This window comes from Antribacter gilvus (genome assembly GCF_003946865.1).
GTDB lineage: Bacteria > Actinomycetota > Actinomycetes > Actinomycetales > Cellulomonadaceae > Antribacter > Antribacter gilvus.
This window is the reverse complement of sequence record NZ_QXTH01000008.1, coordinates 298,467-310,342: the sequence shown is the minus strand read 5'-3', so window position 1 is coordinate 310,342 and position 11,876 is coordinate 298,467. Positions and strand designations below refer to the sequence as shown.

The following is an 11,876-nucleotide window of genomic DNA, read 5'->3' as shown; positions in this document are numbered from 1 at the left end:
ATGACAAACCCGACCGTGCACGATGTCCTGAGACACCACACCGTGCACGATGTCCCGAGACACAACCACGCACGATGTCCTGAGACATCACATGCATGATCGGCAGTTCGAACTGCCGATCATGCAACCAACTACCGATCACGCACTCCGTGGTGCGAGCCCGGCCGATGAGTTTTCCCCGCAGGCCGGGTCTGCGCTCCTGAGGGATCCTCGTCGGGAGGATTCATGCGCGAGGAGGCAGTCATGGTCAGCGTCAGGAACCACCTGTGGTTCGGCAACAACAAGGCCGAGGAGGCGGCGCGCTTCTACGCCGCAACCATCCCCGGCTCGTCGGTGGACCGTGTGGTCGAGGCGGTCGAGGGCATCCCCGGCGCCAACCCGGGCGACCCGTTCATCGTGGAGTTCACCGTCGCGGGCCTGCCGGTGACCGGGCTCAACGCCGGCCCGGCCTTCACGCTGAACGAGGCGTTCTCGTTCTACCTGAGCGTGGACTCCCAGGAGGAGGTCGACCGGTTCTGGGACGCGCTCACGGCCGACGGCGGCGAGCCCGGCCCGTGCGGGTGGCTCAAGGACCGGTACGGCGTCTCCTGGCAGGTCGTCCCGAAGCGGCTCGAGGAGCTGTGCGGCGACTACACGACCGAGGCCAACATGCGCGCCACCAACGCGATGCTCAAGATGGGCAAGATCGACATCCCCACGCTGGAGGCGGCCTACCGCGGCGAAGACGTCACAGTGTCGTGATCCGGCGGGGGCACCCCCGCCGCGTAGGCTTCCGGGGTGCCCCTGCAGATCGCCACAGCCAACGTCAACGGGATCCGCGCCGCGTTCCGCCGCGGGATGGACTCCTGGATCGCCACCCGCTCACCGGACGTGCTGCTCCTGCAGGAGGTGCGGGCCCCCGACGACGTGGTGAACGACCTGCTCGCGGGCTGGCACGTGGCGCACCAGTCGTGCGACATCAAGGGCCGGGCGGGGGTGCTCGTCGCGTCGAAGCATCCGGTGCGTGCTGTGCGCGTGGGGCTCGGCAAGGGCGAGCCGGAGCCCCCGGTCGACACGGGCCGCTGGGTCGAGGCGGACGTCGAGCTGCCTGGCGGCGGGCTGGTCACGGTGGTGTCGACCTACATCCACTCAGGTTCCACAGGCCCGGGCCAGGAGGCGACCATGACCGCCAAGTACGCCTATCTGGAGAAGGTCACCGAGCGTCTGGCGGAGCTGTCCGCCCTGGACCACCCGGTCGTCGTGGCGGGTGACGTGAACATCGCCCACAAGAACGTGGACATCGCGAACTGGAAGGGCAACCTCAAGGCGGCGGGCTTCCTTCCGGAGGAGCGCGCGTACCTCGACCGCTGGTTCGCCTCGGGCTGGACCGACCTCGGCCGCGAGCACGGCGGCGAGGGCCCTGGTCCGTACACCTGGTGGTCGTGGCGCGGCAAGGCGTACGAGAACGACTCGGGCTGGCGCATCGACTACCAGCTGGCGAACCCTGCGGCTGCGGCTGCCGCCCGCAAGGTCGAGGTGGACCGTGCGGAGACGTACGAGGAGCGCTGGAGCGACCACGCCGCGGTCGTCGCGACCTACGACCTCTGACTTCAGCAATTGTGGGTATGGATATGGCGGGAATCCGGTCACGGATTCCCGCCATATCCATACCCACGACGCCACGCGGGGCAAAGGCTTCCGGCTAGTACGCACTGTGTAGTACCGTGCGGAGCGTAAGCAGGAGAGGTGCGGACCGAGACCTCTGGAAAGTTCGCTACTGTCCGTGCCAACGTCGTCGGTGCAGGTCATGGACCGCGCCGGCCCCTACACCCGTCGCATTCCGCGCCGACGCGAGGAGCCCGTCTTGGGTATCACCCGGCAGTACGTCTTTCCCATCCTTCGGCTGGTCGTCTGGGCGGTCATTGCCGCGGCCCTCGTGAAGATCGCCTTCACCGGCGCCGACCTCGAGCCGCCGGACGCCCTCCAGCCCACCGGCGAGATCACCGACTCGATCATCGAGGTGTCCACCGCGACGGTGACCAACTCCGTCGTCGTGCCCGCGTCCGTGGTGGCCGACGCGCCTGTCGAGGTCAAGGCCACGGCCGTCGGCAAGGTCTCGGAGATCGTGGCCGCCGACGGCGCCGTCGGAGTGGACGCCGAGGTGCTCAGGGTCCGTCTCGAGGAGCCGCGGGAGCCGCTGGTCAAGACCGACCCGACGACCGGCGAGCAGACGATGACCGAGCGCAAGCCCAAGATCACCGTCACCACGATCAAGGCCCCCATCGGCGGCACGCTCGACGTCACTGTCCTCAAGGACCAGGAGGTGTCCGTCGGCGACACGATCGGCACGATCACGCCGGGCAGCCTGTCGGTGTCCGGCACCCTCACGGCGGAGCAGCAGTACCGCCTGGTCGGCGCGGCCGGCGAGGCCCAGGTGACCCTGAAGGGCGGCCCCGCGCCGTTCACCTGCACGGGCCTGACGATCGGTTCCGCCGCGCCCGGTGCCGGGGCGGACCCGGGGGCGGACCCGAACGCGACCACCACCGGCGCCGTGCGCTGCGCGATCCCCGGCGGCGTGACGGCGTTCCCCGGCCTCGGTGCCGAGATCGAGATCGTCAACGGCAACGCCGAGGACGCGGTCGTCGTGCCGGTGAGCGCGGTGCTGGGCTCGTCGCAGACGGGCAAGGTGTGGGTCGTGGCCGACGAGGGCGCCGAGCCGGAGGAGCGCGAGATCAAGCTGGGCCTCACGGACGGCAGCAAGATCCAGGTCACCGAGGGCCTCGCCGCCGGCGACATGATCCTCGAGTTCACCCCGCTCGCCGACAAGACCGAGGGCGGGCCGGACTGCGACGACCCGTCGGCGTACGAGAAGCTGACGATCAACGGCGACCTCGAGGCCGCGCAGGCCTACCAGGAGGCGTGCTTCGGATGACGGACGCCGCCATCGCAGACACGGCCGAGACCCCAGCCGTCGCCGCCTACGGCCCGGACACCGAGCCGCACCCGGCTCCCGCGCAGGACCCTGCTCCGCTGGTGGACCTGCGTGACGTGACGCGTCACGTCCTCCTCCCGAACGGCAACGTGCTGAAGATCCTGCGCGGCGTCACGCTGACTGTCGGGCCGGGGGAGCACGTCGCGATCGTGGGCCGGTCGGGAACGGGCAAGTCGACGCTGCTGAACATCCTCGGCCTGCTGGACTCGCCCACGTCAGGGGACTACCTCCTGGAAGGGACGCACGTGGGCGCCCTCCGCAGCCGGGCCCGTGCCCGGGCCCGCGGCGACAACTTCGGGTTCGTCTTCCAGCAGTTCAACCTGCTGAGCGGCCGGACGGCTCTCGAGAACGTGGCCGCCCCGCTGATGTACGCGCGGGGCAAGCAGTTCTGGAACCGGAAGCGGCTCGCGGCCGACATGCTGACCCGTGTGGGCCTCGGTGACCGCCTGGAGACCATGCCGGAGAAGCTCTCCGGCGGCGAGCAGCAGCGGGTGGCGATCGCCCGGGCGCTGGTTCGCAGCCCACGGGTGATCCTCGCCGACGAGCCCACGGGCGCGCTCGACGTGGACACGGGTCGCGCGATCATGGACCTCCTCGACGGCGCGGCCACGGAGACGGGCTCCGCCCTCGTCACCATCACCCACGACCTGGCGATCGCGGCCCGGGCGGACCGCCAGTTCCGGCTGGCCGACGGCGTCCTGGTCCCCATCCATCTCGACGCGCCGGAAGCGGTGGTCGAGCAGGCGGAGGTGGCGGGCCTTCCTGTCCCGGAGCTGGAGGTCACCGCATGACCGGGTTCGTGGGCGCGATCGTCGAGGCGTGGGACGAGCTGCGCATCCACAAGGTTCGCGTGCTGCTCGCCCTGATCGGCGTCGCGGCAGCCGTCACCGCCATCACCGCGGTCACGGCTGCGGTGACGATGCTCGGCCAGGCCATGGCGGAGCAGACGGAGCGTGAGACGGGGCGCGCGGGGACCATCGTCGCCTACACGTACGGTTCCGGTCCGGTGCCGCAGGACGCGAGCGAGGTCGACGCGACGGTGGACACGGTCGCCGATCGGTACAACATCTCGTACCACACGGTCGAGTCCTGGATCAGCGTGGACGTCGCAGGTGGCGCGGCGACCCCCATGGGGTCGGAGTGGATGTCCGTCGACCCGGACTACGGCACCATCATGCGGTTCGACCTCGAGGAGGGCCGCTGGTTCACCGAGCAGGACGTCGAGCGGCTGGCGCCGGTCCTCGTGGTGAACCAGGCCTTCCTCGAGACGTACGCGGCAGGCGCGGCCGTCGCGTCTCAACCCACCGTCCAGCTGGAGGGCGACGCGACCCCGGTGACGGCAATCATCATCGGCAAGGTGCCCACGCGCTATCCCGAGGAGGGTCCGCGGGCGTTCATCCTGTTCGATCACGTCGCCCGGTGGCTGCCCGAGCAGGCACGCGCGGAGCAGTACAAGTTCTGGGTCCCGCCGGAGCTCAGCAAGGACTTCGCCACGGTGCTCACCCGTGACCTGAACGCGGCCGGGATCCAGGGGCAGGTGGATCCCCCGTGGGAGGACCCGTTCGCGCTGGACCAGGCGCTGCAGTGGGTCGTGCTGGGCGTGGGTGGCTTCGCCCTGATGCTGGGCGGCCTGGGTCTGCTCAACATCTCGCTCGTGACGGTGCGGTACCGGATCCGGGAGATCGGCATCCGGCGCTCGTTCGGGGCCACCGGGGGCCGCGTGTTCTTCGGCGTCATGATGGAGTCGGTCGTCGCGACGGTCGTGGCCGGCATCGTCGGTGTGGTGATCGCCGTCGCGGTGGTCAAGAACATCCCCATCGAGGCGATCTTCGGGACGCGCCTGCAGGACAAGCCGGGCTTCCCGTTCAGCGCCGCCCTGGTCGGGATGGCGTGCGCGGTGGGAGTTGGAGCCCTCGCAGGCCTGATCCCGGCGATCTACGCGGTCCGTGTCAAGGTGATCGACGCGATCCGCTACTGACCCACATCCCGGCCGAGGTAGTGCCTCTGTCCGACGGACCTGCTACCTCGGCCGCGGGGACCGGCCGAGGTAGTGCCTCCGTCCGACGAGGGCACTACCTCGGCGTCGCTGTCTCAGCCGGCCGGCGCCGAGGGCGGGGCGTCCAGGAACAGCGGCGCCCGCAGGCCCGCTTCCGCGAAGGCGTCGGCGACCGCCTGGGCGACCCGTCCGACGTCGGGCAGCCGGACCAGCGCGATGGCCGAGCCGCCGAAGCCGCCGCCGGTCATGCGCGCGCCGAGCGCCCCCGCATCCAGCGCGGCCGACACGACCAGGTCGAGCTCGCGGCACGAGACCTCGTAGTCGTCGCGCAGCGACTCGTGGGACGCCACCATGAGCGGGCCCGCCTGCTCGACGCCGCCGTCGCGGACCAGGTCGGCGAACTGGGCGGTGCGCTCGATCTCCGTCACGACGTGGCGCACCCGCTTGCGCAGGACGCCGTCGGCGTCGTGCGGCTCGAGCGCCGCGAGGGCCTGCTCGAGGTCCACGATCTCGCGCAGCGAGGCCACGCCGAGCCGGTCCGTGGCCTCCTCGCACGACGCGCGCCGCGTCCCGTACTCGCCCGTGGCGTGGGAGTGCTCGGCGCGGGTGTCCACGACCAGGAGCGTGAGCCCGGCGGAGGCCAGGTCGAACGGCACGGGCCGCGCCGACTCCGCGGCGGGCAGGCCCGGCCGGAAGTCGAGCAGGAGGGCGTGGCCCTCCCCGCAGCGCAGCGACGCCGACTGGTCGAGGCCGCCCGTGGGCGCCCCGGCGATCTCGTTCTCCGCCCGGCGGCAGACGTCGACCAGCACGGCCCGCCCCTCGTCCGTCGCGGCGAGCCCCAGGCCGTGGACCTCGTCGAGCGCGACGGCGAAGGCTGCCTCGAGCGCCGCCGACGACGACAGGCCCGCGCCGAACGGCACGCACGAGTCCACGGCGGCCTCGAAGCCCGAGACCTTGTACCCGGCCTCGGCGAGAGCCCACGCGACGCCGGCGACGTAGGCGCCCCAGCCGCTCGTGGTACCCGGGCCGACGTCGGACAGCCGGGTCTCCCAGACGCCCTCCGCCTGCGCGGACGTGAGCCGCACCAGGTCGTCCTCGCGTGGCCGCAGCGCCACGTACGTGCGGTGGGGCAGAGCGGTGGGCAGGCAGAGCCCCGCGTTGTAGTCGGTGTGCTCGCCGATGAGGTTGACGCGGCCCGGCGCGGACCACACCCCCGGCGCGGAGCCGGCCTCGAAGGCCAGGGCGAACAGGTCCTGCACCCGGGTGGCGCCCTCCTCGGGCGCCCAGGACTCGACCCACTGCGGCGTGGTCATGACGAATAGCTCCTTCACTGTGGACTGCGGTCAATCATCGCCCATAGCCGCCAGCGCCCGCCGAGGTAGTGCCTCCGTCGGACGGAGGCACTACCTCGGCGGGGCGGGGGACGCGGTCCGGGGAGAGGCTACGGCGCCAGCGTCGCCGCTACCGGAGCCAGCAGGCGGCCCGAGAAGTCGAACATGGCCTGGTTCTCCCACGCGTTGCCCGACGACGGGTCGGCCGGGTCCCAGCCGTTGCCCGCCACCGAGGTCCACGCCGGCTCCCAGTACACGGTGCCGAGGCCGCGCCCACCGGGCGCGGAGGCCACGACGTCCTGCACGGCGCGGAACGCCGCAGCCTGCCCCGCGGGCGTGGCCGGGTAGCCCGGCACGAGCTCCGACGGCAGGTCGATGATGTTGCCCCAGGCGGGCGTGTCGTCGGTGAGGGTGAACGGGTACGCCGTCTCGACCACCATGACGTCACGGTCGTAGCGGGCCGAGAGCGTCGTCACCGCCTCCTGCAGGTCCGCGAGCGACCCGTGCCAGTAGCCGTAGTAGCTCAGCCCGACGAGGTCGAACGGCACGCCGCGCTTCGTCACCTCGTCGAACCACCAGGTCAGCGAACCGATCCCGTTGTTGATGTTCGTCAGGTGCAGGATCGTCTGCGTCCCGGGCGAGACCTCCTTGACGGCGTCGTGCCCGGCCGTCAGGAACAGCGCGAGGCTGTCCCACTGGGCGCCGTCGACGCTGTCGCCCGGCGTGACGTCCCAGGTCTGGCCGTACGGCCACAGCATGCCCGGGTTGATCTCGTTGCCGACCTGGACGTACTCGACGCTGACGCCCGCGGCCACGACGGCCCGCATGACCTCGGCGGTGTGGTCGTGCACGTGCTGCGCGAGCCGGGGCACCGTGGAGCCCTCCCACGCGGCCGGGACACCCTGCGCGCCCGGGTCCGTCCAGCGGTCGGAGTAGTGGAAGTCGATCATGACGTCCATCCCGGCCGCCTCGATGCGCCGGGCCGACTCGACCACGTGCGTCACCTCGTTGTAGCCGTCGGCCGGGTCCACCCAGACCTTGAGCCGGCCGAGGTTCATCCCGGCGTCGGCGAGGATCTCCACGGGGTCGCCGGGCGTCCCGTTCGCGCGGGCGTACGTGGCGCCGAAGTCCTCGTTCTTCGCGACGCCGGACAGGTCGCCGCCCCGGACGTCGCGCTGGACGCGGCCCGGCTCGAGCGTGAGGTCGTCGACGTTGACCCAGGCGCCCGCGGCGCCGGTCGTCGCGATCCCGACGGTGCACGACCCGTCGGCCACGTACGCCGACGCCGACACCTTGATCCAGGCTTCGTCCTGCTCGGTCCACGGCACCACGACGGACCCGTCCCGGCCGCCGCCGCAGCCCGTCAGGGTGAGGCGCGTGGCAGCGAGACCCGCGCCGGACCTGACCCAGGCGCCGGCGGTCCACCAGCCCGTGCTCAGACCGGACACGCCGTCGGAGGTCGTGACCTGGTAGGCGTGGTCGGCCCAGTGGGTGAGGTGGTTCCCGGCGCCGGAGGCGGCCCACGGGACGGCGCCGCCGGCCTCGACCTTCGCGGCGGCCTTGTCGCCGGTGGCGGACTTGACGTCCCACCCGGTGAGACCGGACTCGAAGCCCGGGTTGGCGAACGACGCCGGCGCGGCGGTCGCCCTGGGCTTGGCCTGGGCGGGGATCGCGGCCGACGTGGCGGCCAGCGCCGCGACGGCGAGCGCCGCGACGGCGAGCGCCGCGGCGGCGAGACGTGCTCGGTGCTTCATGACGTCCTCCTTGACGTGGTGCCCGTCGGCGGCCGCGGCTCGGCGGCCGCCGGCGAGCGGTTCAGCGGGGCAGCCGCAGGACGCGGGCGCCCCCCGCCGGGACCGGCGTCTCGCCGGTCACCGGCTCACCCGTGAGCAGGTCGGTGGCCTGCCCGGCCGCCACCTGCCCGGGGAGCTTGAGGTCGGTGGCGGAATGGTTGACCGCCACCAGGTAGTCGGCGGCCTCGCCGTGGCGGCGCACCACCTCGAGGTCCTCGTCGAGGCCCGACGGCGCCAGGCGTGCGTCCGCGTAGACGTCGCCCATGAGCAGGGCCAGGGACTCGACGTCGAGCCGGGTGGAGACGTACCAGCCGGTCCCCGCGCCGTGCTCGTGGCGCGTGATCGCCGCACCTCCCGGCTTGGGTCCGTCCACGTACGAGGCGACGACCTGCGCGCCGTCGAGCGCGACGTCGTCGGCCCACACGGTGCCCGTGAGCTCCCGGCCCTCGGCGCCGTACGCCAGGCCCACCTCGTCGCCCTGCCGCAGGGGGAGGAACTCCTCGACGGTCAGGCCGAGCGCGTCGCGCAGGGGCGCGAGGAAGCCGCCGGCGTGGACGGCGTCGTGCTCGTCGACGATGCCGCTGAAGTACGACACGAGCAGCGTGCCGCCGCCGGCGACGTAGGCGGTGAGGTTCGCGGCGTCGTCGGCCCGCAGGAGGTACGACGCCGGGGCGACCACCAGCCGGTAGCCGGACAGGTCCTGGCCGGGCTGCGCGAAGTCGACGGTGAGGCCGTCGCGCCAGAGCCGGTCGTAGAAGGCCTCGACGCGCTCGCGGGGCACGGCGTCCTCGCTGGGGCGCCACTCCAGGTCCTGGGCCCAGAACGACTCCTGGTCCCAGAGGATCGCGACGTCGGCGCGGACGCGGGAGCCGCGCAGCTCGGACAGGCGGCCCAGGTCGGCGCCGAGCTGGACCACCTCGCGCCACACCCGGGAGCCCGTCCCGGCGTGGGGCAGCATCGCCGAGTGGAACTTCTCCGCGCCGGAGCGGGAGGCGCGCCACTGGAAGAACATGATCGCGTCCGCGCCGCGGCCCAGGTGGGTCAGGGCGTTCCGCGCCATCTCGCCGGGGCGCTTGGCCACGTTGCGGGGCTGCCAGTTCACGGCGGACGTCGAGTGCTCGAGGAGCATCCACGGCTTGCCGCCGGCGACGGAGCGCGTGAGGTCGGCGGCGAGGGCCAGGCCCACGTGGTTCCGCGGGTCCGCGGCGGTGAGGTAGTGGTCGTTGGAGACGACGTCGACCTCGCGCGCCCAGCGGAACAGGTCCGTGGAGGGGCAGGCCGCCGCCATGAAGTTGGTGGTCACGGGCACGTCGGAGTGGGTGCGGATCGCGTCGCGCTCGGCCGTGAAGCACTCGAGGAGCATCGCGTCGGTGAACCGCGCGAAGTCGAGGCGCTGGGCCGGGTTGGCGGTGGTGGGCGTGGCGGCGGGGACCTGGACGTGGTCCCAGTCGCCGTAGACCTGGCCCCAGAAGGCGGTGCCCCAGGCGGCGTTCAGCGCGTCGAGCGAGCCGTAGCGCTCGAGCAGCCAGCGGCGGAAGGCGTGCTGGGCGTTCTCGGAGTAGTCGTCGGAGACCGGCGCGCCGTACTCGTTGTGCACGTGCCACAGGGCCACGGCCGGGTGCGTGCCGTACCGCTTCGCCAGCTCGGTCGTGATGCGCACGGCGGCGGCGCGGTACTCGGGCGAGCTGGGGGCGACCATGCCGCGTGAGCCGGGCCCGAGCGTCACGCCGTCGCGCGTGACGACGCGGGCGTGGGGGGTGGCGTGGAAGAACCACGCCGGCGGGGCGGCGGTGGGGGTGCCGAGGTCCACGCGGATGCCGTTCGCGTGCAGCAGGTCGATCACGCGGTCGAGCCAGGCGAAGTCGAAACAACCCTCCTGGGGCTCGAGCAGGGCCCAGCTGAAGATGCCGACGCTGACGAGGTTCACGCCCGCCTCGCGCATGAGCCGGACGTCCTCGGCCCAGACCTCCTCGGGCCACTGCTCGGGGTTGTAGTCGCCGCCGTAGCAGATGCCGTCCACGCCGGGCAGCCAGCCGGAGAACGCGGGGCCGACGGGATGCGGCGCGGCCCGGGGCGCGGGTGATGGCTGCGGCATGGTGACTCTCCTTGACACGTTGTTGTGCACGGTCCCAGCCGTGCAACGAACAGATAACACGACGAAACCGTGACCTGGCAAGCGCATGGACGCAGTTGACAGGACGTAGTACATCGTCGGTACTGTGACCGTGCACAGACTCACACTGTCGTGACTCGCCCAGGCGGACGGCCTCGGCGGCAACGCGACGGTCCTTGACGAGGAGGACTCATGCGCCTGACCTCAGGCACCAAGGTCGCGGCAGTCGTCGCCACGACCGCACTGCTCGCGACCGCCTGCTCCGGCGGCGGCACGGGTGGGGACGACGCGGCGGACGGTCCGGTCGAGCTCACCTTCTGGACGTGGACGCCCGGCATCGAGAAGGTCGTCGACCTCTGGAACGCCGAGAACCCGGACATCCAGGTGACGGTCAACAAGCAGGACGGCGGCGACCCCGCCGTCACGAAGCTGCTCACGGCCATCGAGGCGGGCTCCGGCGCGCCGGACCTCATGCAGGCCGAGTACCAGAAGCTCCCGCAGCTCGTCTCGGCCGGTGCCCTCGCCGACATCTCGGGCGAGGTCTCCGGCGACCTGGCGGGCCACTTCCCCGACGGCGTCTGGAACGCCGTGACGCTGGGCTCCGACGCGGTCTACGCCGTTCCGCAGGACTCGGGCCCCATGCAGTTCTACTACCGCGAGGACGTCTTCGCGGAGCTCGGCCTCGAGGTGCCCACCACCTGGGAGGAGTACGCCGAGGTGGCCCGCGCCGTCCACGTGTCCGACCCCACCAAGTACCTCGGCACGTTCTCCGCGAACGACGCCGGCTGGTTCACCGGGCTCACGCAGCAGGCCGGCGCCTCGTGGTACGGCATCGAGGGCGAGTCCTGGACAGTCGCGATCGACAGCCCCGAGGTGCGTCAGGTCGCCGAGTACTGGGGCGGCCTCGTCGAGGAGGGCGCGATCGACAACAAGCCCATGTACACCCCGGAGTGGAACGCCGCCCTCAACGACGGCTCGCAGGTGGGCTGGCTCTCCGCGATCTGGGCGCCCGGCGTCCTCGCGGGCAACGCCGCCGACACGGCCGGCAAGTGGAGGATGGCGCCGATGCCGCAGTGGGACGCGTCCGCTCCGGCCACCGGAAACTGGGGCGGCTCCGCCACCGCGGTGACCAGCCAGTCCGAGCACGCCGCCCAGGCCGCCGAGTTCGTCTCGTGGCTCAACACCGACCCGGTCGCCGTCCAGGCGCTCGTGGACGAGTCCGGCATCTACCCGGCCGACATCCCGGCCTCCACGGCGGCGCTCGCCGACCCGCCGGAGTTCTTCGCGAACCAGCCCGACTTCTACGAGCTGGCCTCGCAGACGGCGCAGACCGCCAACCCGTTCACGTACGGTCCCAACATCAACGTGGCCTACTCGGCCTACAACGACGAGTTCGCGAAGGCCACCGAGGCCCGCACCCAGGACGCCTTCGTCGAGGCCGTCGAGGCCGTCCAGGCCGCGACCGTCGCCGACCTGAAGAACTCCGGGTTCAGCGTCAACGAGTGACCCCGCCCGCAGCCCCGGCCCGCCCCGTCGAGAAGGTGACGGGCCTGGCCGGGGCGAGCGGCCGGCGTCGGGCAGAAGGAGCCTGCGTGACTACCGAAACGACCCTGCGTGGCGCCCTGGGCGGCACGCCCACCCCGCGCCGCGACAGCCCGCGCCGCAGCGCCCG

General features: G+C 72.1%; 9 protein-coding genes. 6 read left to right on the top strand and 3 right to left on the bottom strand.

Annotated elements, in window-relative coordinates:
• Positions 1-243 precede the first annotated feature (243 nt).
• The 5 genes from D1350_RS15575 to D1350_RS15555 all read left to right on the top strand — a co-directional run bounded on the left by D1350_RS15575 (position 244) and on the right by D1350_RS15555 (position 4,949).
• Positions 244-741, top strand: coding sequence for a VOC family protein (locus D1350_RS15575; RefSeq protein WP_125776927.1), 498 nt, complete (start codon positions 244-246; stop codon positions 739-741).
• Positions 742-777: 36 nt separating this feature from the next.
• Positions 778-1,587, top strand: coding sequence for an exodeoxyribonuclease III (locus D1350_RS15570; protein ID WP_125776926.1), 810 nt, complete (start codon positions 778-780; stop codon positions 1,585-1,587).
• Between the two features lie 256 nt (positions 1,588-1,843).
• The gene (locus tag D1350_RS15565) at positions 1,844-2,911 is read left to right on the top strand and encodes an efflux RND transporter periplasmic adaptor subunit (protein ID WP_125776925.1); all 1,068 of its coding nucleotides are present in this window, start codon (positions 1,844-1,846) and stop codon (positions 2,909-2,911) included.
• A complete protein-coding gene (locus D1350_RS15560) occupies positions 2,908-3,762 on the top strand; it encodes an ABC transporter ATP-binding protein (protein ID WP_125776924.1) in 855 nt (284 codons plus the stop codon). Before D1350_RS15565 ends, D1350_RS15560 begins: the two co-directional genes overlap by 4 nt.
• Positions 3,759-4,949 carry an ABC transporter permease gene (locus D1350_RS15555; protein WP_125776923.1) on the top strand — a complete coding sequence of 397 codons (1,191 nt, stop codon included), beginning with the start codon at positions 3,759-3,761 and terminating at the stop codon, positions 4,947-4,949. The genes D1350_RS15560 and D1350_RS15555 overlap by 4 nt, the downstream gene beginning before the upstream one ends.
• A gap of 113 nt (positions 4,950-5,062) precedes the next feature.
• On the opposite strand, the gene galK is transcribed toward D1350_RS15555, so the two are convergent.
• The 3 genes from galK to D1350_RS15540 all read right to left on the bottom strand — a co-directional run bounded on the left by galK (position 5,063) and on the right by D1350_RS15540 (position 10,186).
• A complete protein-coding gene (galK, locus tag D1350_RS15550; RefSeq protein WP_125776922.1) occupies positions 5,063-6,280 on the bottom strand; it encodes a galactokinase in 1,218 nt (405 codons plus the stop codon).
• Positions 6,281-6,408: 128 nt separating this feature from the next.
• A complete protein-coding gene (locus D1350_RS15545; RefSeq protein ID WP_125776921.1) occupies positions 6,409-8,052 on the bottom strand; it encodes a glycoside hydrolase family 53 protein in 1,644 nt (547 codons plus the stop codon).
• Positions 8,053-8,113: 61 nt separating this feature from the next.
• A complete protein-coding gene (locus tag D1350_RS15540) occupies positions 8,114-10,186 on the bottom strand; it encodes a beta-galactosidase (protein ID WP_125776920.1) in 2,073 nt (690 codons plus the stop codon).
• A gap of 210 nt (positions 10,187-10,396) precedes the next feature.
• On the opposite strand from D1350_RS15540, the gene D1350_RS15535 reads away from it, so the two are divergent.
• Positions 10,397-11,710, top strand: a complete 1,314-nt coding sequence (locus D1350_RS15535) for an ABC transporter substrate-binding protein (protein ID WP_125776919.1) — start codon at positions 10,397-10,399, stop codon at positions 11,708-11,710.
• Positions 11,711-11,876 lie beyond the last annotated feature (166 nt).

Coding starts and splice junctions, on each gene's coding strand:
- D1350_RS15560 (WP_125776924.1), top strand. CDS start 2,908: ATGACGGACGCCGCCATCGCAGACACGGCCGAGACCCCAGCCGTCGCC.
- galK (WP_125776922.1), bottom strand. CDS start 6,280: ATGACCACGCCGCAGTGGGTCGAGTCCTGGGCGCCCGAGGAGGGCGCC.
- D1350_RS15575 (WP_125776927.1), top strand. CDS start 244: ATGGTCAGCGTCAGGAACCACCTGTGGTTCGGCAACAACAAGGCCGAG.
- D1350_RS15555 (WP_125776923.1), top strand. CDS start 3,759: ATGACCGGGTTCGTGGGCGCGATCGTCGAGGCGTGGGACGAGCTGCGC.
- D1350_RS15540 (WP_125776920.1), bottom strand. CDS start 10,186: ATGCCGCAGCCATCACCCGCGCCCCGGGCCGCGCCGCATCCCGTCGGC.
- D1350_RS15545 (WP_125776921.1), bottom strand. CDS start 8,052: ATGAAGCACCGAGCACGTCTCGCCGCCGCGGCGCTCGCCGTCGCGGCG.
- D1350_RS15535 (WP_125776919.1), top strand. CDS start 10,397: ATGCGCCTGACCTCAGGCACCAAGGTCGCGGCAGTCGTCGCCACGACC.